Origin of the sequence: Pseudomonas sp. MWU16-30317, from assembly GCF_020515695.1 — a bacterium.
Taxonomy (GTDB): domain Bacteria; phylum Pseudomonadota; class Gammaproteobacteria; order Pseudomonadales; family Pseudomonadaceae; genus Aquipseudomonas.
This window is the reverse complement of record NZ_JAIWJA010000006.1, coordinates 166,446-190,935: the sequence shown is the minus strand read 5'-3', so window position 1 is coordinate 190,935 and position 24,490 is coordinate 166,446. Positions and strand designations below refer to the sequence as shown.

29 protein-coding genes and 1 pseudogene are annotated in these 24,490 nt (G+C 62.6%); 17 read left to right on the top strand and 13 right to left on the bottom strand.

Annotation, left to right across the window (positions count from 1 at the left end; translation table 11 throughout):
* Window positions 1–18: 18 nt before the first annotated feature.
* From LIX93_RS18460 to LIX93_RS18450, 3 genes are read right to left on the bottom strand one after another with little or no spacing between them, the layout of a single operon-like run.
* Window positions 19–561, bottom strand: coding sequence for a chemotaxis protein CheW (locus LIX93_RS18460; RefSeq protein WP_226505493.1), 543 nt, complete (start codon window positions 559–561; stop codon window positions 19–21).
* A 3-nt stretch (window positions 562–564) separates the two neighbouring features.
* Window positions 565–930: a twitching motility response regulator PilH gene (gene pilH / locus LIX93_RS18455; RefSeq protein ID WP_226505492.1), complete on the bottom strand. Its 366-nt coding sequence runs from the start codon at window positions 928–930 to the stop codon at window positions 565–567.
* Between the two features lie 46 nt (window positions 931–976).
* Window positions 977–1,399, bottom strand: coding sequence for a response regulator (locus LIX93_RS18450; RefSeq protein ID WP_226505491.1), 423 nt, complete (start codon window positions 1,397–1,399; stop codon window positions 977–979).
* Between the two features lie 224 nt (window positions 1,400–1,623).
* Here LIX93_RS18450 and gshB point away from each other — a divergent pair, with 224 nt between their 5' ends.
* From gshB to LIX93_RS18415, 7 genes are all read left to right on the top strand, one after another.
* Window positions 1,624–2,577: a glutathione synthase gene (gene gshB, locus LIX93_RS18445; RefSeq protein WP_226505490.1), complete on the top strand. Its 954-nt coding sequence runs from the start codon at window positions 1,624–1,626 to the stop codon at window positions 2,575–2,577.
* 125 nt (window positions 2,578–2,702) lie between these two features.
* Window positions 2,703–3,629 carry an energy transducer TonB gene (locus LIX93_RS18440; protein WP_346015229.1) on the top strand — a complete coding sequence of 309 codons (927 nt, stop codon included), beginning with the start codon at window positions 2,703–2,705 and terminating at the stop codon, window positions 3,627–3,629.
* A 65-nt stretch (window positions 3,630–3,694) separates the two neighbouring features.
* Window positions 3,695–4,264, top strand: coding sequence for a YqgE/AlgH family protein (locus LIX93_RS18435; protein WP_226505489.1), 570 nt, complete (start codon window positions 3,695–3,697; stop codon window positions 4,262–4,264).
* Entirely contained in the window at window positions 4,264–4,701 is a 438-nt protein-coding gene (gene ruvX / locus LIX93_RS18430) for a Holliday junction resolvase RuvX (protein ID WP_226505488.1), read from the top strand. Before LIX93_RS18435 ends, ruvX begins: the two co-directional genes overlap by 1 nt.
* A gap of 119 nt (window positions 4,702–4,820) precedes the next feature.
* On the top strand, window positions 4,821–5,339 hold the full coding sequence (gene pyrR / locus LIX93_RS18425) for a bifunctional pyr operon transcriptional regulator/uracil phosphoribosyltransferase PyrR (protein WP_226505487.1): 519 nt from the start codon (window positions 4,821–4,823) through the stop codon (window positions 5,337–5,339).
* Between the two features lie 13 nt (window positions 5,340–5,352).
* Entirely contained in the window at window positions 5,353–6,357 is a 1,005-nt protein-coding gene (locus LIX93_RS18420) for an aspartate carbamoyltransferase catalytic subunit (RefSeq protein ID WP_226505486.1), read from the top strand.
* Entirely contained in the window at window positions 6,354–7,625 is a 1,272-nt protein-coding gene (locus LIX93_RS18415; RefSeq protein WP_226505485.1) for a dihydroorotase, read from the top strand. Before LIX93_RS18420 ends, LIX93_RS18415 begins: the two co-directional genes overlap by 4 nt.
* Window positions 7,626–7,737: 112 nt before the next feature.
* Here LIX93_RS18415 and LIX93_RS18410 read toward each other — a convergent pair whose 3' ends face one another.
* Window positions 7,738–8,160, bottom strand: a complete 423-nt coding sequence (locus LIX93_RS18410) for an NINE protein (RefSeq protein WP_226505484.1) — start codon at window positions 8,158–8,160, stop codon at window positions 7,738–7,740.
* Window positions 8,161–8,839: 679 nt separating this feature from the next.
* On the opposite strand from LIX93_RS18410, the pseudogene LIX93_RS18405 reads away from it, so the two are divergent.
* Window positions 8,840–9,268 (top strand): annotated as a pseudogene (locus LIX93_RS18405) (C40 family peptidase); the annotation flags it as partial.
* Window positions 9,269–9,373: 105 nt separating this feature from the next.
* Here LIX93_RS18405 and LIX93_RS18400 read toward each other — a convergent pair.
* A complete protein-coding gene (locus LIX93_RS18400) occupies window positions 9,374–10,408 on the bottom strand; it encodes a type IV pilus twitching motility protein PilT (protein ID WP_226505483.1) in 1,035 nt (344 codons plus the stop codon).
* A gap of 66 nt (window positions 10,409–10,474) precedes the next feature.
* On the opposite strand from LIX93_RS18400, the gene LIX93_RS18395 reads away from it, so the two are divergent.
* The 8 genes from LIX93_RS18395 to LIX93_RS18360 all read left to right on the top strand — a co-directional run bounded on the left by LIX93_RS18395 (window position 10,475) and on the right by LIX93_RS18360 (window position 16,777).
* On the top strand, window positions 10,475–11,161 hold the full coding sequence (locus LIX93_RS18395) for a YggS family pyridoxal phosphate-dependent enzyme (RefSeq protein WP_226505482.1): 687 nt from the start codon (window positions 10,475–10,477) through the stop codon (window positions 11,159–11,161).
* Window positions 11,162–11,195: 34 nt separating this feature from the next.
* Entirely contained in the window at window positions 11,196–12,014 is an 819-nt protein-coding gene (proC, locus tag LIX93_RS18390) for a pyrroline-5-carboxylate reductase (protein ID WP_226505481.1), read from the top strand.
* 10 nt (window positions 12,015–12,024) lie between these two features.
* Window positions 12,025–12,642, top strand: a complete 618-nt coding sequence (locus LIX93_RS18385) for a YggT family protein (RefSeq protein ID WP_226505480.1) — start codon at window positions 12,025–12,027, stop codon at window positions 12,640–12,642.
* Window positions 12,643–12,814: 172 nt separating this feature from the next.
* On the top strand, window positions 12,815–13,954 hold the full coding sequence (locus LIX93_RS18380) for a homoserine O-acetyltransferase (protein ID WP_226505479.1): 1,140 nt from the start codon (window positions 12,815–12,817) through the stop codon (window positions 13,952–13,954).
* A gap of 7 nt (window positions 13,955–13,961) precedes the next feature.
* Entirely contained in the window at window positions 13,962–14,582 is a 621-nt protein-coding gene (gene metW, locus LIX93_RS18375; RefSeq protein WP_226505478.1) for a methionine biosynthesis protein MetW, read from the top strand.
* A 57-nt stretch (window positions 14,583–14,639) separates the two neighbouring features.
* The gene (gene rdgB, locus LIX93_RS18370) at window positions 14,640–15,239 is read left to right on the top strand and encodes an RdgB/HAM1 family non-canonical purine NTP pyrophosphatase (protein ID WP_226505477.1); all 600 of its coding nucleotides are present in this window, start codon (window positions 14,640–14,642) and stop codon (window positions 15,237–15,239) included.
* Window positions 15,236–16,444 (top strand): radical SAM family heme chaperone HemW, encoded by a 1,209-nt coding sequence (hemW, locus tag LIX93_RS18365; RefSeq protein WP_226505476.1) that lies wholly within the window; start codon window positions 15,236–15,238, stop codon window positions 16,442–16,444. The genes rdgB and hemW overlap by 4 nt, the downstream gene beginning before the upstream one ends.
* Before the next feature lie 9 nt (window positions 16,445–16,453).
* On the top strand, window positions 16,454–16,777 hold the full coding sequence (locus LIX93_RS18360; protein ID WP_226505475.1) for a DUF3392 domain-containing protein: 324 nt from the start codon (window positions 16,454–16,456) through the stop codon (window positions 16,775–16,777).
* Window positions 16,778–16,853: 76 nt separating this feature from the next.
* Here LIX93_RS18360 and trmB read toward each other — a convergent pair whose 3' ends face one another.
* The 4 genes from trmB to LIX93_RS18340 all read right to left on the bottom strand — a co-directional run bounded on the left by trmB (window position 16,854) and on the right by LIX93_RS18340 (window position 19,208).
* Entirely contained in the window at window positions 16,854–17,579 is a 726-nt protein-coding gene (gene trmB, locus LIX93_RS18355) for a tRNA (guanosine(46)-N7)-methyltransferase TrmB (protein ID WP_226505474.1), read from the bottom strand.
* A gap of 9 nt (window positions 17,580–17,588) precedes the next feature.
* Window positions 17,589–18,383 (bottom strand): thiazole synthase, encoded by a 795-nt coding sequence (locus LIX93_RS18350; RefSeq protein ID WP_226505473.1) that lies wholly within the window; start codon window positions 18,381–18,383, stop codon window positions 17,589–17,591.
* Between the two features lie 52 nt (window positions 18,384–18,435).
* On the bottom strand, window positions 18,436–18,636 hold the full coding sequence (gene thiS, locus LIX93_RS18345; RefSeq protein ID WP_226505472.1) for a sulfur carrier protein ThiS: 201 nt from the start codon (window positions 18,634–18,636) through the stop codon (window positions 18,436–18,438).
* 200 nt (window positions 18,637–18,836) lie between these two features.
* The gene (locus LIX93_RS18340) at window positions 18,837–19,208 is read right to left on the bottom strand and encodes a DUF423 domain-containing protein (protein ID WP_226505471.1); all 372 of its coding nucleotides are present in this window, start codon (window positions 19,206–19,208) and stop codon (window positions 18,837–18,839) included.
* Between the two features lie 77 nt (window positions 19,209–19,285).
* Here LIX93_RS18340 and mtgA point away from each other — a divergent pair, with 77 nt between their 5' ends.
* The gene (gene mtgA, locus LIX93_RS18335; RefSeq protein ID WP_226505470.1) at window positions 19,286–20,008 is read left to right on the top strand and encodes a monofunctional biosynthetic peptidoglycan transglycosylase; all 723 of its coding nucleotides are present in this window, start codon (window positions 19,286–19,288) and stop codon (window positions 20,006–20,008) included.
* A gap of 147 nt (window positions 20,009–20,155) precedes the next feature.
* Here the strand turns inward: mtgA and rpoH are convergent, their stop codons facing one another.
* The 4 genes from rpoH to ftsY all read right to left on the bottom strand — a co-directional run bounded on the left by rpoH (window position 20,156) and on the right by ftsY (window position 24,387).
* Complete coding sequence (gene rpoH / locus LIX93_RS18330; RefSeq protein WP_226505469.1) at window positions 20,156–21,010, bottom strand: RNA polymerase sigma factor RpoH; 855 nt, start codon at window positions 21,008–21,010, stop codon at window positions 20,156–20,158.
* Window positions 21,011–21,119: 109 nt separating this feature from the next.
* On the bottom strand, window positions 21,120–22,145 hold the full coding sequence (gene ftsX, locus LIX93_RS18325) for a permease-like cell division protein FtsX (RefSeq protein WP_226505468.1): 1,026 nt from the start codon (window positions 22,143–22,145) through the stop codon (window positions 21,120–21,122).
* The gene (gene ftsE / locus LIX93_RS18320) at window positions 22,142–22,813 is read right to left on the bottom strand and encodes a cell division ATP-binding protein FtsE (RefSeq protein ID WP_226505467.1); all 672 of its coding nucleotides are present in this window, start codon (window positions 22,811–22,813) and stop codon (window positions 22,142–22,144) included. The genes ftsX and ftsE overlap by 4 nt, the downstream gene beginning before the upstream one ends.
* Window positions 22,810–24,387, bottom strand: coding sequence for a signal recognition particle-docking protein FtsY (gene ftsY / locus LIX93_RS18315; protein ID WP_226505466.1), 1,578 nt, complete (start codon window positions 24,385–24,387; stop codon window positions 22,810–22,812). Before ftsY ends, ftsE begins: the two co-directional genes overlap by 4 nt.
* Between the last annotated feature and the right edge of the window lie 103 nt (window positions 24,388–24,490).

The following is a 24,490-nucleotide window of genomic DNA, read 5'->3' as shown; positions in this document are numbered from 1 at the left end:
CGACGGTTGGCGATCGGCTCAAAGCGCGACATCACGAAACTCCACTGACTGCACCAAGGCCTGGAGGCTGAAGACGCTCCACACCTGTTCACGCTGAAAATGCCCCTGGACGAAGGGGGCCATGGCCGCACGGATCTGCAAGGGCGCGGCGGGCTCGAGGCTCTCCCGAGGAAAATGCTGCAGACCCAGGACTTCATCGACCACCAGGCCCGCGAACACCTCGGCGTGGTCGACCACCAGCACCCGGCGCCGCCGCGCACCGGAGGGCTCGACATCGAGCAGCTCGCACAGGTCCATGACCGGCAGCAAGCGGCCGCGCAGGTTGGTCATGCCCAGGACCCAGGGCTTGACCCCGGGCAGGCGGGTGAGCTGCGGCTCACGCAGGACCTCGGCGATGTCCTGCATGGGCGCCACCAGCCAGTGCCCGGCCAGGCGGAAACCGATACCGCTCCAGCTCCGCGCAGGCGCATTCTGGGACGGCAGCCCGGCAGCGTGGGCGCGACAACGCTGATCGATGGCCAGCAGCAGGTCGAACGCGGTACGCGCTTGCAACTTCGACACCCATCAGCCTGCGAGGACGGCGTTCAGGGTCCTGATCAGACTGTCTTCATCGACCGGCTTGGTCAGGTAGTCACGGGCGCCCTGGCGCGTGCCCCAGACCTTGTCGGTTTCCTGATCCTTGGTGGTGATGATGATCACCGGAATGTGGCTGGTTTCCGGGTCCTTGGTCAGTTGCCGGGTCGCCTGAAAACCGTTGAGGCCGGGCATGACGATGTCCATCAGCACCGCATCGGGTTTTTCCTGGCGGGCCAGGGCCACGCCATCGGCGCCGTGCTCGGCCTTGAGCACGGTGTGGCCGTGCTTTTCCAGGATACTGGTGAGTTTGTACATCTCGGTCGGCGAGTCATCGACGATCAGAATTCGAGCCATGCTGTTCCCCATACTTGATAAGACGTCGTGACACGTTCAGCCCCTGTCAGGGCGCGGGTTGCGCTGCAACGGTGAAGCCGGGCACATGGGCCTGGATCGCACCCAGCAGGGTTTCCTTGCTGAAAGGCTTGGTCAAAAACTGCTCGGAGCCGACGCTGCGCCCCCGGGCTTTGTCGAACACCCCGTCGCGCGACGACAGCATCACGACCGGCGTCGCCATCAAGGCACTGTGGTGCTTGATCAAGGCGCAGGTCTGGTAGCCGTCGAGGCGCGGCATCATGACGTCGACGAAAATGATATGCACGGCATTATCGATGATCTTGACCAGGGCGTCGAAGCCGTCCACCGCAGTGATGACCTCGACACCGGTGTCCTTGAGCAATGCCTGTGCAGAACGGCGAATGGTCTTGGAGTCATCGATCACCATGACCTTCACGCCCGGATTCAAGGTGCCCTGATGCTGTTCCATGAGTGCTCGACGGTGATGGCCAGCATGCTGGCGAGCCAGGCCGGGCCGCGGACCTGAGTCCACAAGGGGCCTGTGTGTATTGCCAGCATTTTTAACACACTCGGGGAAGGCATTCCATCAACCACGCTGGCCTGCGGTTTTCCCTTGACCGCAGCGGCCGTCAGCGCCACCCTGACGCCACTTTTCACGCCCTATTCAGGCATTGCCGACAAGAGGAATTACCCATGAGCGTTCGCCTCGGAATTGTCATGGACCCGATCGCCGAGATCTCCTACAAGAAGGACAGCTCGCTGGCCATGCTGCTGGCCGCCCAGGAGCGCGGCTGGGAGCTGTTCTATATGGAGATCCAGGACCTCTATCAGGGCGACGGCCAGGCCCGCGCGCGGATGCGCCCCCTGAAAGTGTTCGCCAACCCGGACAAATGGTTCGAGCTCGACGCCGAATCCGACGCGCCGCTGGCCGACCTCAACGTCATCCTGATGCGCAAGGACCCGCCCTTCGATCTCGAATTCGTCTACTCCACCTACCTGCTCGAACAAGCCGAGCGCGAGGGTGTGCTGGTGGTCAACCGTCCACAGAGCCTGCGCGATTGCAACGAGAAGCTGTTCGCCACGCTGTTCCCGCAGTGCACGCCGCCCACGGTGGTCAGCCGCCGCGCGGATGTGCTGCGCGAGTTCGTGGCCAAGCATGGCGATGTGATCCTCAAGCCGCTGGACGGCATGGGCGGCACCTCGATCTTCCGTCACCGCTCAGGCGATCCGAACCTCTCGGTGATCCTCGAAACCCTGACCGTCAACGGCACGCAGCAGACCATGGGCCAAGCCTATCTGCCGGCGATCAAGGACGGCGACAAACGCATCCTGATGATCGACGGCGAGCCCGTGCCCTACTGCCTGGCGCGCATTCCGGCGGCCGGCGAGACCCGCGGCAACCTGGCGGCTGGCGGACGGGGTGAAGCACGGCCGCTGACCGACCGTGATCGCTGGATCGCCGCCCAGGTCGGCCCGACGTTGCGCGAGAAAGGCTTGCTGTTCGTCGGCCTCGATGTGATCGGTGAGCACCTGACCGAAATCAACGTCACCAGCCCGACCTGCATCCGCGAGATCGACAATGCCTTCGGCACCCGCATCGGCGTGCAGTTGATGGACGCCATTGATCAAAAGCTGAAGGCTCGCTGAACCCTTCAAGGAACACCGCTTCTGTGGGAGCGGGCTTTGCCCGCGAAGAGGCCCGACATGACACCGCACCGCGCCATTCGTGGGCACAGCCCACTCCCACAGGAGCGGTGGATAATGGATAACCGATGAAACGCGTTGCCCCCGTGCCTGCCAATCCTGCACCTGCGTCAGCCAAGGCCCCGCGTTCGCGCGTACGTCCGGCCGACCGTCTGGGGTTCACCCTGATGGTGGCGGCCTTGCTGCACGTGGCGGTGATCCTCGGCGTGAGCTTTGCCGTTACCCCGCCGAGCGAGATTTCACGCACGCTGGAAATCACCCTGGCACCGTTCAAGAGCGCCAAGGCGCCGGACAAGGCCGATTACCTCGCCCAGGACAATCAGGAAGGCAGCGGCACGCTCGACGCCAAAGCGCTGCCCAAGACCACCGAGATCGCGCCGTTCCAGGACGAAGCCATCAACAAGGTCACGCCGCCGCCCACGCCCAAACCGCTGGTCAACCCGGACACCCCGCAAGCCCGCAAGGCCGTGGCCACCCGCGCGCAGCAGCCACAAAAGACCGAAGCGCGGCCCGATCAGGTCAAACCGCAGGAGACGCCGAAGACCAACACCCCGGATTTCGAGAATACCGAGCAGTCCAACGAAATCGCCAGCCTCGAGGCCGAACTGGCCCAGGAGCAGCAGGCCTACGCCAAGCGCCCGCGCATCCATCGCCTGAGCGCTGCCTCGACCATGCATGACAAGGGTGCCTGGTATAAAGACGAATGGCGCAAGAAGGTCGAGCGCATCGGCAACCTCAACTACCCTGAAGAGGCACGTCGCCAGCAGATCTACGGCAGCCTGCGGCTGATGGTCTCGATCAACAGCGACGGCTCGCTGTATGAAGTGCTGGTGCTGGAGTCGTCCGGGCAACCGCTGCTGGATCAGGCCGCGCAGCGCATCGTGCGCCTGGCGGCACCTTTCCAACCGTTCACTGGGGACCTTTCCGACGTCGACCGGCTCGAAATCATACGTACCTGGCGTTTCGCCAAGGGTGATCGTCTTTCCAGCAACTGAACCCCTCACACGCTGAAGCATCTGCCAGCTTGTCAGGTGGTCGGGTCAACGCCACACTACATGCCATGAAAAAAGTCGAACCCAGTTACCTCAAGCATCAGTTCCTGATCGCCATGCCGCACATGGCCGACTCGAACTTTGCCCACACCTTGACCTACATCGTCGAGCACAGCGCCAATGGCGCCATGGGCCTGGTGATCAACCGCCCGCAGTCGCTCAATCTGGCGGACATCCTCGAGCAGCTGCGACCGGAAATCGATCCGCCGGTGAGCTGCCAGTACGTGCCTATCTATATGGGCGGCCCGGTGCAGACCGACCGCGGCTTCGTGCTGCACAGCCTGGGGCCCAAGTACCAGGCGACCGTCGATCTGGGCGATATTGCCCTGTCCACCTCTCAGGACGTGCTGTTCGCCATCGCTGACGGCGTGGGCCCCAAGCAAAGCCTGATCACCCTTGGCTATGCCGGCTGGGAAGCCGGGCAGCTGGAAGCCGAGCTGACCGACAACGCCTGGCTGACCTGCCCTTTCGACGCCGATATCCTGTTCGGCACCACCAGCGAGCTGCGTCTGGATGCGGCGGCGCGCAGCCTGGGGATCAACCTCAGCCTGCTGACCTCACAGGCAGGGCACGCCTGATGGCCATTCGTCTGCTACTGGGTTTCGACTACGGCACCAAACAGATCGGCGTCGCGGTCGGCCAGGTCATCACCGGCCAGGCCCGCGAACTGTGCACGCTCAAGGCGCAGAACGGCGTGCCGGACTGGAACCAGGTCGAAGCACTGATCAAGGAATGGAAGCCCGATGCAATTGTCGTCGGCTTGCCGTTGAACATGGACGGCAGCCCCAGCGACATGAGCGAACGCGCCGAAAAATTCGGCAGGCGCATCAACGGCCGCTACAACATTCCCGTGCACACCCACGATGAACGCCTGACCACCTTCGAGGCCAAGGGCGAGCGTATGGCCCGCGGCGGGCAGCGCGGCAGTTACCGCGACAATCCGGTGGACGCCATCGCCGCCGCCCTGCTCTTGCAAGGCTGGCTCGAGGCCAACGCCGATCAGCTAGGCGCCTGAGCGCTATTTTCAGAAGCCACACTTCCTGCGGCCGTGCTCCCCTGAACCTGGGGGCCGGCTCAGGAGTGAAAATATTTCGCCCGGTGTGAATCGATGCCCGGCGCCTTTCAGGAGTACCCATGAGCCTTCCCAACCCCGCCGATCTGATCCGTCAGATGGCCATCGACCTGCAGGCCCATCTGGCCAAGCGCGAGATCAGCGAGCCACGGTACATCGGCATCCGCACCGGCGGCGTCTGGGTTGCCCAGGCGCTTTTGGCCGAGCTGCACAGCGAGGCGCCGCTGGGCACCCTCGACGTGTCGTTCTATCGCGACGACTTCAGCCAGAACGGCCTTCACCCGCAAGTGCGCCCCTCTGAGCTGCCGTTCGAGATCGAAGGCCAGCATCTGGTGCTGATCGACGATGTCTTGATGAGCGGTCGCACTATCCGCGCGGCCCTCAACGAGCTGTTCGATTATGGCCGCCCCGCCAGCGTGACCCTGGTATCGCTGCTTGACCTTGATGCTGGCGAGTTGCCTATTCGGCCCAATATCGTCGGCGCGACACTGTCGCTGGCCGCCCACGAACGGGTAAAATTGTCCGGCCCCTCACCGCTCGCCCTCGAGCGCCAGGACCTCGCCTCCGCCTCCAGCCTTTAAGGGTCCCCACGCGATGACGCCCATTGACGCCAAGCGCCCGCTGCAGCTCAACGACCACGGTCAGCTGCGGCATTTTCTTTCGCTCGACGGTTTGCCCAAGGCCTTGCTGACCGAAATCCTCGACACCGCCGACTCGTTCCTCGAAGTCGGCGCGCGGGCGGTCAAGAAGGTCCCGCTGCTGCGCGGCAAAACGGTGTGCAACGTGTTCTTCGAGAACTCCACGCGCACCCGTACCACCTTTGAACTGGCCGCCCAGCGCCTGTCGGCCGATGTCATCACCCTGAACGTGTCGACCTCCTCGACCAGCAAGGGCGAGACGCTGTTCGATACCCTGCGCAACCTCGAAGCCATGGCCGCCGACATGTTCGTGGTCCGCCATGGCGATTCCGGTGCCGCGCACTTCATCGCCGAGCACGTGTGCCCCGAGGTAGCGATCATCAACGGTGGCGACGGCCGCCATTCGCACCCGACCCAGGGCATGCTCGACATGCTCACCATTCGCCGTCACAAGGGCAGCTTCGAGAACCTCTCGGTAGCCATCGTCGGCGATATCCTGCACTCGCGCGTCGCCCGCTCCAACATGCTCGCCCTCAAGGCGCTGGGCTGCCCGGACATCCGCGTGGTCGCCCCCAAGACGCTGCTGCCGATCGGCATCGAGCAGTACGGCGTCAAGGTCTACACCAACCTCGAGGAAGGCCTCAAGGACGTCGACGTGGTGATCATGCTGCGCCTGCAGCGCGAACGCATGCAGGGTGGCCTGCTACCGAGCGAGGGCGAGTTCTACCGCCTGTTCGGCCTGACCACCGCGCGCCTCGCCGGCGCCAAGCCGGATGCCATCGTCATGCACCCAGGGCCGATCAACCGCGGTGTCGAGATCGAATCGGCGGTGGCCGACGGTCCCCATTCGGTCATTCTCAACCAAGTCACCTATGGCATCGCGGTGCGCATGGCGGTGCTGTCCATGGCCATGAGCGGGCAAACCGCCCAGCGTCAATTCGAGCAGGAGAACGTGCAGTGAGTCTCAGCATCCTCGGGGCCCGTGTCATCGACCCCACCAGCGGCCTGGACAGCATCAGCGATCTGCACATCAGCGAAGGCAAGATAGTCGCCATCGGCGCCGCGCCGGCCGGTTTCAACGCCAGCCAGCAACTCGACGCCAAGGGCCTGGTAGCCGCCCCTGGCCTGGTCGACCTCAGCGTCGCCCTGCGCGAGCCGGGTTACAGCCGCAAGGGCACTATTGCCAGTGAAACCCGCGCCGCGGCGGCTGGCGGCGTGACCAGCCTGTGCTGCCCACCGCATACGCGCCCGGTGCTGGACACCTCGGCAGTGACCGAGCTGATCCTCGACCGCGCTCGCGAGGCCGGGCACTGCAAGGTGTTCCCCATCGGTGCGCTGAGCAAGGGGCTGGAAGGCGAGCAACTGGCCGAGCTGGTCGCCCTGCGCGATGCCGGTTGCGTCGCCTTCGGCAACGGCCTGCAAAGCTTCCACAACACCCGCACGCTGTGCCGGGCGCTGGAATATGCCGCCACCTTCGACCTGACCGTGATCTTCCATTCCCAGGACCGTGATCTGGCTCAGGGCGGCCTCGCCCACGAAGGCCCGACCGCCAGCTTCCTCGGCCTGCCGGGGATTCCCGAAACCGCCGAGACCGTGGCCCTGGCCCGGGACCTGCTGCTGGTCGAGCAAAGCGGTGTGCGTGCGCACTTCAGCCAGCTGACCACCGCTCGCGGCGTGCAGCTGATTGCCGATGCCCAGGCGCGCGGCTTGCCGGTCACGGCCGATGTGGCGCTGTATCAGCTGATCCTTACTGACGAGGCGCTGATCGACTTCTCCAGCCTCTACCACGTGCAACCGCCGCTACGCACCCGCAAGGACCGCGATGGCCTGCGCGAAGCGGTAAAGGCCGGGGTGATTCAAGCGATCTCCAGCCATCACCAGCCCCACGAACGCGATGCCAAGCTGGCGCCGTTCGGGGCGACCGAGCCAGGCATCAGCAGCGTCGAGCTGCTGTTGCCGTTGGCAATGACGCTGGTGGCCGACGGCCTGCTGGACTTGCCGACACTGCTGACGCGCTTGAGCGCCGGCCCAGCCAAGGCCTTGCGCCTGCCAGCGGGCGAGTTGAAAGCAGGCGCGGCGGCGGACTTGGTGTTGTTCGATCTGGACGCCTCTACCGTGGCCGGCGAGCGTTGGTTGTCGAAGGGCGAGAACAGCCCGTTTCTGGGCCACTGCCTGCCGGGGGCGGTGCGTTACACCCTGGTGGATGGGCATATCAGCCACGGCGGCTGAGACCGTCCTCAATAATTCACCACTCCCCGGTGGGTTCGAGCTCTACCCGTGAAGCGTTTAACGGCTTCGCGGACAGAGCTCGATCCCGCAGGGGTGAGGGGTCGCCCATTATTCAGCGCCCGGACCGGGCATTGGAAAGCGACACTTGATCATTCAACGTCCAGAAGTCATACAGCACCCCTAGAAAGAACAACCCGCCGGTCAGTAGATAAATTATCCCGCTGATCCATTTGCCCTGATACATCCGGTGCACGCCGAACAAACCCAGAAACGCCAGTAGCAGCCAGGCCACGCTGTAATCCGTCGGCCCAGGGGTAAAGCGCAGGTCCGCTTCCCGGTCCATGGACGGGATCAGGAAGAAGTCGATGATCCAGCCGATTCCGAGCAGGCCCAACGTGAAGAACCAGATCGTGCCCGTCACTGGCTTGCCGTAATAGAAGCGATGGGCACCGGTAAAACCAAAAATCCACAACAGGTACCCGAGCAGCTTGCTATGGGTATCCTGGGTGACCGGGTAAGAACGATAGCTACTCATAGGAGACCTCCAGACAGCTGATAGTTAAATTTTTTCATTATTTCTGTGACTTTTTTGTCCTGCCCCGACGTGTGGTCATTTTCTCGTACACCCCGGTCAAACCCGCGTTTTACCTGACTCTCTGGTCACGCAGTTAGCTTTTTCACCGTGATGGCACGTCTTTGACACAGCCTCGACGCTGAATGAAGGGGTTAATTCAGAAAAAAAACCTGTTATAAAGTTTCGCGCCTAACCAAACGAGCCTTGCCAAATGCGTCCTTTTTTCAAGACATGGCTAACCATCTGCCTATTATTGCCCCTGGCCGCCCACGCCACCAACCGTGAGCAACGACTTCCTGAACCAGCCGGTCACACGGCCAAAAACGAGAAAACCAAACCGAACATCAAGCTGGCTAAAACCGAAACCGCTACCAAGACTGCCAAGCCATCGGCAGCCGCCAAGCACAAGACACCTACCGAAGCTCGCAACACCAAGCACAAGGCCCCTGTTCTGGCGAAGAACAGCGTAAAAGACAAAGAACTGCACAAACTGGAGGCTGCTGCCGAAGCCCAGGCCGCCAACGAGGCGATCGACGCCAAGGTTGCCGAACTCTCTGCACAGTTGAACGGCCCAAGTCAGCCTATCCGTCGCGGCAAGCACAGCGAATCGCTGGTGTCGGCCCGTAACACCGCCGCACAGATGTCCACCAAGCAGAGCAGCGAAGTCCTCAGCCGCGCCGTGAACATGCTCGGTACCCCGTATGTGTATGGTGGCACCACCCCGAAGAAAGGCTTCGACTGCAGCGGGCTGGTCAAATATGCCTTCAAGGATGTACGTTCGGTGGACTTGCCGCGCACCTCCAACGCCATGGCCGAAGGTCACGGCCAGAAGGTCGATCGCAAAGACTTGAAACCGGGTGATCTGCTGTTCTTCAACATCGAAGGGCGCCAGGTCAACCACGTTGCCATCTACCTGGGCAACGACCGCTTCATCCATGCCCCGCGCACGGGCAAGAACGTGTCCATCGACACGCTCGACAAGCCGTATTGGGATGAGCATTACGTCGTCGCCAAGCGCGTATTGCCCAAGCAGAAACAAGCCCCCGTGTTGCGCCTGAGCCAACGCTGAAATCAAAAGCTTCGCGGGCAAGCCTTGCTCCCACAGCGTTGACTGGTCCTGAGTCAGACACCTGTGGGAGCAAGCCTTGCCCGCGAAGCTTTTCGCTTTTTGCCTCTAGAAATTATCCGGCGTCTTCGCCTTCTCCCGCGCACTCTCACGCGCGATGATCCCTTTGCTCAGCAGATCCTTCAGGCAGGCGTCCAGCGTCTGCATGCCGATCGAACCACCGGTCTGAATGGCCGAATACATCTGCGCCACCTTGTCCTCGCGGATCAAATTACGGATGGCCGGAGTGCCGATCATGATTTCGTGCGCAGCTACCCGCCCGCCACCGATCTTCTTCAGAAGAGTCTGGGAGATCACCGCTTGCAACGATTCCGACAGCATCGAGCGAACCATGGACTTTTCTTCGGCCGGGAATACGTCGACCACCCGGTCAATGGTTTTCGCCGCCGAGGTGGTGTGCAAGGTGCCAAACACCAGGTGACCGGTCTCCGCGGCTGTCAGGGCCAGACGTATGGTCTCCAGGTCGCGCATCTCGCCCACCAGGATCACGTCCGGGTCTTCACGCAACGCCGAGCGCAGGGCATTGGAGAAGCCCAGGGTGTCGCGGTGCACTTCGCGCTGGTTGACCAGGCACTTCTTCGACTCGTGGACGAACTCGATTGGGTCTTCCACGGTGAGGATGTGGTGATGCTTGTTGGCATTGAGGTAGTCAATGATTGCCGCCAGGGTGGTCGATTTGCCCGAACCGGTCGGGCCGGTCACCAGCACCAGACCACGAGGGACATCGGCAATACGCCGAAACACATCCCCCATGCCCAAGTCTTCCATACTCAGTACTTTGGACGGAATCGTTCGGAACACCGCACCCGCGCCACGATTGTGATTGAACGCGTTGACCCGAAAGCGCGCCACGCCCGGCACCTCGAAGGAGAAGTCCGTCTCCATGAACTCCTCGAAGTCCTTGCGCTGGCGATCGTTCATGATGTCGTAGATAAGGTCGGTGACGGCTTTCTTGTCCAGCGCCGGCAGGTTGATGCGGCGCACATCGCCATCCACACGGATCATCGGCGGCAAGCCGGCCGACAGGTGGAGGTCGGAAGCACCTTGTTTCGCACTGAAAGCCAACAGCTCGGTAATGTCCATGAGACTCCCCAAATACGGACAAGCAGGTAGAATGCCGCAGACCCTCGGATCCACTGGCAAAAATCAATGTCCACGATAGCAGACAACGTTTTATCGGTAAGCGCGCGAATTTATGCAGCCGCCCAGGCAGCCGGTCGTGAAACTGCCGCCGTCGGCCTGCTGGCAGTGAGCAAGACCAAGCCCGCTGAGGCGGTGCGCGAAGCCTACGCCGCCGGCATCAAGGATTTTGGCGAAAATTATCTGCAGGAAGCCCTCGAAAAACAGGCGCAATTGACCGACCTGCCCTTGAGTTGGCATTTCATCGGCCCCATTCAGTCAAACAAGACGCGGCCCATCGCCGAACATTTCGACTGGGTGCACTCCGTGGATCGCCTGAAAATTGCCCAACGCCTGTCCGAACAACGCCCCGCCGGCTTGGCACCTCTGAATATCTGCATTCAGGTAAACGTCAGTGGCGAGGCCAGCAAGTCCGGCTGTAGCGCGGCCGACTTGCCTGCGCTCGCTGCCGCTATCGCGGCGCTGCCGAACCTGCGTCTACGTGGACTCATGGCGATCCCCGAGCCCACCGAGGACCGCGCAGCACAAGATGCGGCCTTCGCGACGGTCCGACGCTTGCAGCAAGAACTGGATCTACCTCTAGATACGCTTTCCATGGGCATGAGCCACGACCTGGAATCCGCCGTTGCCCAAGGCGCGACCTGGGTGCGCGTCGGCACCGCGCTGTTTGGTGCCCGCGACTATGGCCAGCCCTGATGATGCGCTCCCCCCTTCTTTTCAAGGATCAGTCATGAGCAAGACTCGTATTGCGTTTATTGGCGCCGGCAACATGGCTGCCAGCCTGATTGGCGGCATGCGTGCCCAAGGCGTCGAAGCAACGCAGATCCGCGCCTGCGACCCGGGCGCGGAAACCCGCGCGCGGATCAGCGCCGAGCACGGCATTGAAACTTTCGCCGACAGCGCCCAGGCCATCGACGGCGCCGACGTGGTGCTGATTGCCGTCAAGCCGCAGGTAATGAAGGCCGTGTGCGAAAGCCTGCGCCCACACTTGCAGCCTGGCCAACTACTGGTCTCTGTGGCCGCGGGCATCAACTGCGCCAGCATGACCCGCTGGCTCGGCGAGCACCCCATCGTGCGCTGCATGCCCAACACGCCGGCGTTGGTACGCCAGGGCGTCAGCGGCCTGTACGCCACCGCCCAGGTGACCGCAGAGCAACGCCAGCAGGCCGAGGAGCTACTGTCGGCCGTCGGCGTGGCCTTGTGGCTGGATGAAGAACAGCAATTGGACGCCGTCACTGCGGTGTCCGGTAGCGGTCCGGCGTATTTCTTTCTGCTGATCGAAGCCATGACCGCCGCCGGCGTCAAGCTCGGCCTGCCGGCAGAAACAGCCGCCAGGCTGACCCTGCAGACCGCCCTTGGCGCTGCGCATATGGCCATCAACAGCGATGTCGACGCCGCCGAGCTGCGCCGCCGGGTGACCTCACCAAACGGTACCACCGAAGCCGCTATCAAGAGTTTCCAGGCCGATGGCTTCGAAGCACTGGTCGAAAAGGCGCTGAGCGCCGCCGCACACCGATCGGCAGAGCTCGCCGAGCAGTTGGGCAACTGAGGAGTCGATGATGATTGGATTGAACACCGCTGCAATTTACGTAATTCAGACCATTGGCAGCCTTTACCTGCTGATCGTGCTGCTGCGCTTCGTCCTGCAACTGGTGCGAGCGGACTTCTACAACCCGCTCAGCCAGTTCATCGTGCGTGCCACCCAGCCTCTGCTGCGGCCACTGCGCAAGGTAATCCCCAGCCTGTTCGGCCTGGACATGTCCTCACTGGTCCTGGCGCTGGTCGTCCAATACTTGTTGATGAGCCTGACCTATCTACTGGCCGGCGGTACCTTCGGCCCTCCCTACGCGCCGTCGGCAGGCGCTCTGGCCGTGCAGATGCTGGTGTGGTCGATCATCGGCGTGACCGCGCTGTTCTTGAAGATCTTCTTCTGGGCAATGATCATCAGCGTGATCCTCTCCTGGGTCGCTCAAGGTAGCCACAACCCCGGTGCCGAGCTGGTCAACCAGATCTGCGAGCCCGCGCTGGCGCCGTTTCGCCGCGTCGTGCCGAGCCTTGGTGGCCTGGATATCTCGCCGATCCTGGCATTCATGGTGCTCAAGCTGCTGGACATGCTGGTGATCAACAACCTGGCGGCCATGAGCGGCATGCCGGATATCCTGCGCCTGCTGGTTTGACGAGCACCCATCTCCCAGTAAGAGCAGGCTCTGCCCGCGAAGCGGTTAAAGGCTTCGCGGACAGAGCCCGCTCCCACAGGGAGATGGGGTCGCCACTCAGGCCACCGGCATCGCTTGCCGCTAAGGGCAGCGGTCTTTAGACTTACGCCTCATTTATGCGAGAGCAGGGTCGATGCCCACTGTCTTCCCCGAAGATTCCGTCGGATTAGTCACACCTCAGCTGGCTCACTTCAGCGAGCCCCTGGCCTTGGCCTGCGGCCGTTCGCTGCCCGCCTACGACCTCATCTACGAAACCTATGGCACGCTCAACGCCGCTGCCAGCAACGCCGTGCTCATCTGCCACGCGCTGTCGGGCCATCATCACGCGGCCGGTTTTCATTCCAGCGAAGACCGCAAACCGGGCTGGTGGGACAGCTGCATCGGGCCGGGCAAGCCGATCGACACCACAAAGTTCTTCGTGGTCAGCCTCAATAACCTGGGCGGCTGCAACGGCTCAACAGGCCCCAGCAGCCTCAACCCGGAAATCGGCAAGCCCTTCGGCGCCGATTTTCCGGTGCTCACCGTCGAAGACTGGGTTCACAGCCAGGCGCGCCTGGCCGACTTGCTGGGCGTGCGCCAATGGGCCGCCGTGGTGGGTGGCAGCCTGGGCGGCATGCAGGCGCTGCAATGGACCATCAGCTACCCGGATCGTGTTCGCCACTGCCTGGCTATCGCCTCCGCGCCCAAGCTCTCGGCGCAGAACATCGCGTTCAACGAGGTCGCCCGCCAGGCGATCCTCACAGACCCAGAGTTCCACGGCGGGTCGTTCCAGGAACTGGGTGTGATTCCCAAGCGCGGCTTGATGCTGGCGCGCATGGTCGGGCATATCACCTACCTGTCGGATGATTCCATGGGCGAGAAATTCGGCCGCGGGCTCAAGAGCGAAAAACTCAACTACGACTTTCACAGCGTCGAGTTCCAGGTCGAGAGCTACCTGCGTTATCAGGGTGAAGAGTTTTCCGGGCGCTTCGACGCCAACACCTACCTGCTGATGACCAAAGCGCTGGATTACTTCGACCCAGCAGCGGCCCATAACGACAACCTCGCCAAGACCTTCGCCAATGTCACCGCGGATTTCTGCGTGATGTCGTTCACCACCGACTGGCGCTTCTCGCCGGCCCGCTCGCGGGAACTGGTGGATGCGCTGATGGCGGCGAAAAAGAACGTCTGCTATCTGGAGATCGATGCACCGCAAGGCCATGACGCCTTTCTGATTCCGATCCCGCGCTATCTGCAGGCGTTCACCCGCTACATGAACCGAATCGAACTCTGAGGCTGCCATGCGAGCTGATCTAGAAATCATCCAGGACTGGATCCCTGCCGGCAGCCGCGTGCTCGACCTGGGCTGCGGCGACGGCGAACTGCTGGCCTGGCTGCGCGACCACAAGCAGGTCAGCGGCTACGGCCTGGAGATCGATGCCGACAACATCAGCGAATGCGTACGCAAAGGCATCAACGTCATCGAACAGGACCTCGACAAGGGCCTGGGCAACTTTGCCAGCAACAGCTTCGACGTGGTGGTCATGACCCAGGCGCTGCAGGCGGTGGAGTATCCGGACCGGATTCTCGACGAAATGCTGCGTGTCGGCCGCCAGTGCATCATCACCTTCCCCAATTTCGGCCACTGGCGCTGCCGCTGGTATCTGGCAAGCAAGGGCAGGATGCCAGTGTCGGAATTCTTGCCGTACACCTGGTACAACACGCCGAATATTCACTTCTGCACCTTCAAGGATTTCGAGGCGCTGTGCCAGGAGCGCACAGCGCAGGTCCTCGACCGCCTGGCCGTCGATCAGCAGCATCGCCACGGGTGGGCCAGCAAGCTATGGCCTAATCTGTTGGGGGAGATCGGTATCTATCGGGTCCAGAGCCCTGGGCTGCAGGCCCATCAGGTCGCGGTCTAGCGCACTGATCGTCTGTAATATTTTTCGGGGGCAAGCCCCCTCGCTACAGGCAACCCCATGAAATTCAAGCAACTCGTACTGGCCAGCCACAACGCCGGCAAGCTCAAGGAACTCCAGGCCATGCTCGGCGACGCAGTGCAATTGCGCTCGATCGGCGAGTTCAGCCAGGTAGAACCCGACGAAACCGGCCTGTCGTTCGTCGAAAACGCCATCCTCAAGGCCCGCAACGCCGCGCGTATTTCCGGGCTGCCGGCACTGGCCGACGACTCCGGACTGGCGGTGGACTACCTCGGTGGCGCGCCGGGCATCTATTCCGCGCGTTACGCCAACGGCAAAGGCGACGCGGCCAATAACGCCAAGTTGCTGGACGCCCTCAAGGCCGTGCCCGAGGCCGAACGCGGCGCTCAGTTCGTCTGCGTGCTGGCGCTGGTGCGCCATGCCGACGACCCGCTGCCGATCCTCTGCGAAGGCTTGTGGCACGGCCGCATCCTGCACGCGGCCAGCGGCGACCACGGCTTCGGCTATGACCCGTTGTTCTGGGTACCCGAGCGCGATTGCTCGAGCGCCGAGCTGAGCCCCAGCGAGAAAAACCTGCTGAGCCACCGTGCTCGGGCCATGGCCATCCTGCGTCAGCGCTTGAGCCTGGAACACGAATGACCGGCCACAGCCAGACCCTGCACCCCAGCGCCGGCGGGTTTTCCTCGCTGGCACCGCGTCCGGGGCTGGCACAGTTGCCGCCGTTGTCGCTGTACATCCACATCCCTTGGTGTGTGCGCAAATGCCCGTATTGCGATTTCAACTCGCACACGGCCAGTGCGGTGTTGCCCGAGGAAGAATACGTGGATGCGTTGCTGGCCGATCTCGATCAGGACCTGCCGGCCGTCTACGGGCGGCCGCTGACATCGATCTTCTTCGGCGGCGGCACCCCCAGCCTGTTCAGCGCCAGAGCATTGGGGCGCCTGTTGGCCGGGGTCGAGCAGCGTATCCCCTTCGCGCCAGACATCGAGATCACCCTGGAGGCCAACCCGGGCACCTTCGAGCAGGACAAGTTCGTCGCTTATCGGGGGTTGGGCATCAATCGCCTGTCGATCGGCATCCAGAGCTTTCAGGAAGCCAAGCTGCAGGCGCTGGGCCGCATCCACAACGGTGACGAAGCGATCCGCGCCGCTGACATGGCGCGCAAGGCCGGCTTCGACAATTTTAACCTCGACCTCATGCACGGGTTGCCCGATCAGTCACTCGACGACGCCTTGAGCGACCTGCGCCAAGCCATCGCCATGGCGCCGACTCATCTGTCCTGGTATCAGCTGACCCTGGAGCCGAACACGGTGTTCTGGAATCAGCCGCCATTACTGCCCGAAGACGACACCCTCTGGGACATCCAGGAGGCCGGCCAGGCGCTGTTGGCCAGCCATGGCTTCGCCCAGTACGAAGTCTCCGCCTACGCGCAGCCAGGGCGCCCAGCGCGGCACAACCTCAATTACTGGAGCTTCGGTGATTTCATCGGGATCGGTGCCGGCGCCCATGGCAAGCTCAGCCACCCCGACGGCCGCATCCTGCGCACCTGGAAAACCCGGCTGCCCAAGGACTATCTGAATCCGGCCAAGCCGTTTCAGGCGGGCAACAAGGCGCTGAGCGACGACGAGTTGCCGTTCGAATTCCTGATGAACGCCTTGCGCCTGACCGATGGCGTGGAGGCCGAGCTTTATCATCAGCGCACCGGCCTGGCGTTGCACAGCCTGGCCGATGCGCGCCGCGAGGCCGAACAAAAAGGCCTTTTGCAGGTCGAACCGTCGCGCCTGGCTGCGACCCCGCGGGGACAGCTGTTCCTCAACGATCTGCTGCAGTATTTCTTGACCTAAGGATTACCCATGGATTTTGTTCTCGACCTGCTGGCGTCCATGTCTCGCTGGAGCCGCAGCCACATCTCGGAAATCGCCTTGGCGCTGGTGGGATGCCTGCTGGTGCTGTTCGGTGCCGATTTCAAAGGCTGGATCGAAGGCCGCCTGGGCGCACTGGCCGGGGCGCTACGGGTGCCAGTGATGGCGCTGGTGTGTGCAGTGGGCAGCGGCGCGGCGCTGATCTACGTGACGCCCTGGGTGATCCGCGGGCTGAGCCAGTTCAACAACTACAGCCTGGCGCCGGTGCTGTTGGTGGTGCTGGTGTTGATCGGTGTGGTTGCCGATAGACGCTGAAGGCCCAAGGCACCCCACACAACCCATGTGGGGGCAAGGCTTGCCCGCGAAAGCGGCCAGCAAGCCTTGAACGATTTCAGTCAACCTTCTCGAACTTCAAATCCCACACCCCATGCCCCAAGCGCTCGCCGCGGCGTTCGAACTTGGTCACCGGACGCTCGGCCGGGCGTGGCACGCACTTGCCGTCTTCGGCCAGATTGCGATAACCAGGCGCCACGCTCATCACTTCCAGCATGTACTCGGCGTAGGGTTCCCAGTCGGTGGCCATGTGCAGCACGCCACCTGGCTTGAGCTTGCTGCGCACCAGTTCGGCGAATGACGCCTGAACGATGCGGCGTTTGTGATGGCGGCTCTTGTGCCATGGGTCCGGGAAGAACAGCATCAAGCGGTCGAGACTGTTGTCGGCAATGCAGCGGTTGAGCACTTCGATGGCATCGCAATCATACACGCGCAGGTTGGTCAGGCCTTGGGTCAGCACGCCATTGAGCAGCGCACCGACGCCCGGGCGGTGCACTTCCACACCGATAAAGTCCTGTTCCGGTGCGGCCGCCGCCATCTCCAGCAGCGAGTGGCCCATGCCGAAGCCGATTTCGAGGGAGCGTGGGGCCGAACGACCGAACACCTGGTCATAGTCCACAGGCGCATCGGTCAAGGGCAGAACGAACCGTGGTGCGCCTTGGTCCAGGCCCTTTTGCTGGCCTTCAGTCATGCGCCCGGCGCGCATCACGAAACTTTTGATACGGCGGTGCTTGGACTCGTCTGCATCTTCCACGGTGTTCGGCGTTTCGTTTGATTCAGTCATCAACGGCTCTTACTTGATCAGACCATCCAGCGGCGAGGATGCGCTGGCATAGAGTTTTTTCGGCATACGGCCGGCGAGGTAGGCCATGCGCCCGGCGATGATCGCGTGCTTCATGGCTTCGCCCATCAGGATCGGATCCTGGGCATGGGCGATCGCCGAGTTCATCAGCACGCCTTCACAGCCCAGCTCCATGGCGATGGTGGCATCGGAGGCAGTGCCGACGCCAGCGTCGACCAGTACCGGAACTTTGGCCTCTTCGAGGATGATCTGCAGGTTGTACGGATTGCAGATCCCCAGGCCGGTACCGATCAGGCCTGCCAGTGGCATCACGGCGATGCAGCCGATTTCTGCCAGCTGGCGCGCGATGATCGGGTCGTCGCTGGTGTACACCATGACGTCGAAACCATCTTTGACCAGCACTTCGGCGGCCTTGAGGGTTTCGATCACGTTGGGGAACAGGGTTTTCTGGTCGGCCAGCACTTCGAGCTTGACCAGCTTGTGGCCATCGAGCAGCTCACGGGCCAGGCGACAGGTGCGCACGGCCTCGATCGCGTCATAGCAACCTGCGGTGTTGGGCAGAATGGTATAGCGATCGGGCGGGAGGATATCCAGCAGGTTCGGCTCACCCGGATTTTGCCCGATGTTGGTCCGGCGCACGGCGACGGTGACGATTTCGGCGCCCGAGGCCTCGATGGCCAGGCGGGTCTGCTCCATGTCGCGGTATTTGCCGGTACCGACCAGCAGGCGCGACCCGTAGGTGCGGCCGGCCAGGGTGAAAGGCTTGTCAGTGCGAGCGTTGCTCATCGGTCATCCTCTTGCGGTTGAGGTGTAAGGGTGTAGCGAGCGAAGGGACAGCCTAGCCGCCACCGATGGCGTGCACCACTTCGACCTGATCGCCTTCACTGAGGGAAGTCGCGGCATGCTGGCTGCGCGGCACGATGTCCAGGTTGAGCTCGACGGCCACGCGGCGTCCGGTCAAGTCCAGACGCACAAGCAGCGCGGCGACGGTCTCGCCATCGGGCAATTCGTAGGGTTCACCGTTCAGCTGGATACGCATGCGAAAGGCAGCCATTATTTTCAAGGGGGGGCATTCTAGCCCGATCACTGGCGATGACCAAGATGCAGGGGCACCATTCGTCTTGGGCCCCTTCGCCGCTGGAGGCGCAGGCCTGGCCTACAGGCAATACGCATCCCCCTATGGGAGCGAGCTCTGCTCGCGAAGGGGCCATCATTGCCACCAAAGGGATCCAGTCCCGCTCAGCCCAAACGCCACGCCGCCAGGCCCAGACACACCCAGCCTGCAAGAAACGCCAGGCCGCCGAATGGGGTGATGATGCCCAGCTTGCCGATACCGGTCAGGGTCAACGCATAGAGGCTACCCGAGAACAGCACGATACCGACGCAGAACAACACCCCCGCCCAGTTCATCAGGCGCCCGGGCACCAGGGTGCAGAGGATGGCGACCGCCAGCAAAGCCAGGGCGTGGATCAACTGATAAGTGACGCCAGTGTGGAACACCGCCAGGTAATCGGTGCTCAGGCGATCCTTGAGCCCGTGGGCGGCAAAGGCGCCGAGGCCCACACCGGTAAAGCCGAAAAAGGCCGCCAACAGCAAAAAACTGCGAAGCATCTGGAAACTCCGTGGACAGGTGTTCAGGCACAGGGTCTGTATAATGGCCCGCTCACCCGCTTTGGCCAAGCCTATCCATGCTGCGTACCTTTCTGCATCGCCTCAAAAAAGCCCTGCTCTGGTTCGCGGTCGGCAGCGCCCTGCTGGTCTTGGCGTTCCGCTGGATCCCGCCGCCCGGCACCATGTTGATGGTCGAGCGCAAGATCGAATCCTTGACCGATGGCCAGCCCATCGATCTGCAACGCAGCTGGCAGCCTTGGGCAAAGATCTCCGATGACCTCAAGGTTGCCGTCATCGCCGGCGAAGACCAGCGCTTCGCCGAGCACTGGGGCTTCGATCTCCCGGCCATTCAAGCGGCTTTCCTGCACAACGAGCAGGGCGGCTCGATCCGCGGCGCCAGTACCATCAGCCAGCAAGTGGCCAAGAACGTGTTCCTGTGGTCCGGACGCAGCTATGTGCGCAAGGGCCTGGAAGCCTGGTTCACGGTATTGATCGAGATGCTGTGGCCCAAACAGCGGATCCTCGAGGTGTACCTCAACAGCGCGGAATGGGACGACGGCGTGTTCGGCGCTCAGGCCGCAGCGCAGCATCACTTTGGTGTGAATGCGGCCAACTTGTCGCGCCAGCAGGCCAGCTATCTGGCCGCCGTATTGCCCAACCCGCGCAACTGGAGCGCCAGCCGCCCCAGCGCCTATGTGCAGCGTCGAGCCGGCTGGATCCGCCAGCAGATGGGGCAATTGGGTGGCGATGATTACCTGCTGCGGCTGAACGACTCGCGCAAGGCGCCTTGGGCGCAGTAGCCGGCTTTTGCGATGGGAGAGGTTTTTGCTGCGGGCCTGTGCGGTCTGCACAAGCCCGCAGTCAAGGACCACACGCCACTTCCCGTCTGCCCGACCATAAAAAAGCCCTGAGCAATGTCAGGGCTTTTTACAGTTCAAGCTCAACGCTTATGCAGCGATCGAGACCTTAAGCTTGTTCATCGCGCTTTTTTCTAACTGACGAATCCGTTCGGCGGACACGTTGTACTTTTCGGCCAACTCGTGCAGCGTCGCTTTCTCTTCAGCCAACCAGCGTTGGTAGAGAATGTCGCGGCTACGGTCATCCAGTACTTCCAGGGCTTCATGCAGATTGCTGTTGGAATTGTCGCTCCAGTCAGCATCCTCCAGTTGACGCGCCGGGTCGTAGCGGTGGTCTTCAAGGTAGTTGGCAGGCGACTGAAAGGCGCTGTCGTCGTCCGCTTCCGCAGCCGGGTCGAAGGCCATGTCCTGGCCCGTCAGACGGCTTTCCATCTCGCGCACTTCACGGGGCTCGACGCCCAGGCTTTCAGCCACGCGATGCACTTCTTCATTGTTCAGCCAGGCCAGACGCTTCTTCTGGCTGCGCAGGTTGAAGAACAGCTTGCGCTGCGCCTTTGTGGTCGCGACCTTGACGATCCGCCAGTTGCGCAGGATGAACTCGTGGATTTCAGCCTTGATCCAGTGCACGGCGAACGAAACCAGGCGCACGCCCATCTCGGGGTTGAAGCGCTTGACCGCCTTCATCAGACCGACATTGCCCTCCTGGATCAGGTCGGCTTGCGCCAGGCCATAACCAGAGTAGCTACGAGCGATATGGACAACAAAACGCAGGTGGGCGAGCACCATCTGCCGAGCCGCCCCTAGATCCTGTTCGTAAAAGAGACTCTCGGCCAGTGAACGCTCCTGCTCGGGTGTCAGCAGTGGAATGCTGTTCACCGTGTGCACATAGGCCTCCAGGTTCGCACCCGGGACCAAGGCATAAGCAGGTTGCAACGAAGTGGTCATACACAAACCTCCGACTCACGTGACTCGTGCAGTTCAGCACTGCGTATAAGACAGGGAACCGAGAACCAAGTTCCCACATGCTGAAGGGACGTACGTACTGTCAAAATAATTAGCGAGGCGCGAGTTCTCGCAAATGACGCGCCACCGCAATCCATGCACCGATATACCCTAACAGCACCGCTCCTAGCAATAGGGAAAGGCCGTCCGAGGGGGGTACCCCACCTAGGGCAAAATCACTTCCATAGAGGCCGGAGAGCCCGATTACCGCGCCGTTCAGCCAGTCAAGGCCAAATGCCAGTATGCCCCATGAAAGAATTCCTGCGCCCAGCCCATACAACGCGCCCATGTACAGGAAAGGCCTGCGCACATAGCTGTCGGTGCCGCCTACCAGCTTGATCACTTCGATCTCGACGCGACGGTTTTCGATGTGCAGACGAATAGTGTTACCAATCACTAACAGCAAAGCCGCTACCAGCAAAACCGTCAAGCCGAAGACGAAACGGTCCCCGAGCTTGAGGATCGCCGCCAACCGCTCGACCCACACCAGGTCCAGCTGCGCCTGCTGGACGCTGGGCAGTTCCGACAGCGTCTGGCGCAACGACTCCAGCGCGGCCTTGTCGACCTCGAGCGGCGTCACCACCACGACCCCAGGCAAGGGGTTCTGCGGCAGCTCCTTGATCGCCTCGCCCAGCCCGGATTGCTGCTGGAACTCATCAAGGGCGCGCTTCTTGTCGATGTACTCGGCATCCGCCACCCCGCCCAGGGCCTTGGCCTTCGCCACCAGCGCCTGACCATCGCTGTCGCTGGCATTGAGGTCCATATACAAAGATATCTGCGCCGCACGCTGCCAGGAGCCACCCAGTCGCTCGACGTTCTTGAGCAGCAACGACAGCCCCATGGGCAGGCTCAACGCCACTGCCATCACCAGACAGGTGAAAAAACTGCCAATGGGCTGCTTGGCCAAACGTCGCAGGCTGTCCAGCAGGCTGGCACGGTGATTTTCGATCCAGGCGTGAAACAGCTGGCTGAACGCCGGGCCGTCATCGTCGTTGTGCGGCTTTTTCTTCTGTGGTTCCTGATCGACAGGCTTGGGCGCCACACGATCCGAGACTTTAGGGCTACGTGTCGCACTCATTGGCCGGCCTCCCCGTCACCGATCAAACGGCCGCGCTGCAAGGTCAGCATGCGATGGCGCATGCGTGCGATCAGGGCCAGGTCGTGACTGGCGATCAGCACACTGGTGCCCAAGCGGTTGATGTCTTCGAACACGCCCATGATCTCCGCGGCCAGCCGCGGGTCGAGGTTACCGGTCGGTTCATCCGCCAGCAGCAAGGCTGGGCGGTGGACGATAGCGCGGGCGATGCCGACGCGCTGCTGCTGCCCGGTGGACAGATCGCCAGGGTACAGCTCGGCCTTGTCGGCCAGGGCTACGCGCTCCAGCGCTGAATCGACCCGCTTGGCGATCTCGGGCTTGGACAGGCCGAGAATCTGCAGCGGCAAGGCAATGTTGTTGAACACGGTGCGATCGAACAGGAGCTGGTGATTCTGGAACACCACGCCAATCTGCCGGCGCAGGAATGGAATCTGCGCGTTGGTGATCTGCCCCAGATCCTGCCCGGCCAGCAGCAATTTTCCACTGGTCGGCCGCTCCATGGCCAACAGGAGGCGCAGCAGCGTGCTCTTGCCGGCGCCGGAGTGACCGGTCACAAACAGAAACTCGCCACGACGAACGCGAAAACTCAGCTCGTGCAGGCCGACATGGCCATTGGGATAGCGCTTGGCAACCTGTTCGAATCGAATCATGAGCGTTCCCGTTCTGCGAAGAGCGCCTGGACGAAGGGCTCGGCTTCGAAGGTCCGCAGGTCATCGATGCCTTCGCCGACACCGATGTACCGGATCGGCAAACCGAACTGCTTGGCCAGGGCGAAGATCACCCCACCTTTGGCGGTGCCGTCGAGCTTGGTCAGCGCCAGACCGGTCAGGGACACCGTCTGGTTGAACTGCTTGGCCTGATTGATGGCGTTCTGGCCCGTGCCGGCGTCCAGCACCAGCAACACCTCGTGAGGCGCTGTCTCGTCCAGCTTGCCGATTACGCGGCGCACCTTCTTCAGCTCTTCCATCAGATTGTCTTTGGTGTGCAGGCGTCCGGCGGTATCGGCGATCAGCACGTCGATCCCCCGAGCCGTGGCGGCCTGTACGGCGTCGAAAATCACCGAGGCAGAGTCGGCACCCGTGTGCTGGGCGATCACCGGGATGCGGTTACGCTCGCCCCACACTTGCAATTGCTCGACGGCAGCGGCGCGGAAGGTATCGCCGGCGGCCAGCATGACCTTCTTGCCTTCACCCTGAAGTTTTTTCGCCAGTTTGCCGATGGTCGTAGTCTTGCCGGCGCCGTTGACGCCCACCACCAGAATCACGAAAGGCTTTTGCTGCGCAGGGATCACCAGCGGTTGCTCGACGGGCTTGAGCAAGGCCGACAGCTCGGCCTGCAAAGACGCGTACAGGGCGTCGCTGTCGGTCAGCTGCTTGCGCGCGACCTTCTGCGTCAGGTTGCCGATAATCAGATTGGTGGCTTCGACGCCGACGTCTGCGGTCAGCAAACGAGTTTCGAGCTCGTCGAGCAGGTCGTCGTCGATGGCCTTCTTGCCGAGGAACAGACTGGCCATGCCCTCGCCAAGGCTGGCGCTGGTCTTGCTCAGCCCCTGCTTGAGGCGGGCGAAGAAACCGGCTTTGGTAGGCTCCGCAGACGCTGGGGCGGCAGGCGCCGGGACCGGAACTGCAGCGGGCGCTACAAGGGGCTCGGCCACTGTACCAGCGTGTACAGCGGGCACGTTTGCAGACTCGGGTGCAGGCGGGGCGGCGATCGGTGCAACGTGCTCGACCGCCGGCGCAGGGCGCTCGACCACTACGGGAGCGGCGGGCACCACTGGCTGCACCGGAGCAGCCGGCTCGGCGACCGGTGTCGGCGTCAGGTCGCTCGGCGTCGGCGCGAGTTCGGCCAGCGGCGCCGCCGTGGTTTCTGGCAACGCGGGCACGGTAGCGGGCGGAATGGAGGGCGCGACGGGCTCGGCCTCGACATCAGGCACCAACGCCACGGGCTCCTCGGGTACCGGGAGCACCAGGCCGCTCGCCGCGGGCTCGGCCGGGACAATCGGCGCAACGGGCTCGGCAGCAGGCGGGGCCGCCGACAACGCGGGCTCTGGCGCTACCTCGACGGCCAGTTCAGGCGTCTCGGGCGTCTCGGGAGCCTCAGCAATCACAGGGGCTTGCGGCGGCTCGGGAGGGGTTTCCTGCGGTTTTTTGCGCAGCCACCCGAACAGGCCTTTCTTCTCTCCAGCCGGTGGCGGAGTCTTCTTGTCGTCGTTGGAACCAAACATGGAGGACGGCTATCTCACGGTAGCGACGCGCCAAAGCGGCGCCTCTGAAAATTCTGATATCGCAGAACAGACTGCTTTTTACCCGGCTCGTTCACGCGTTACA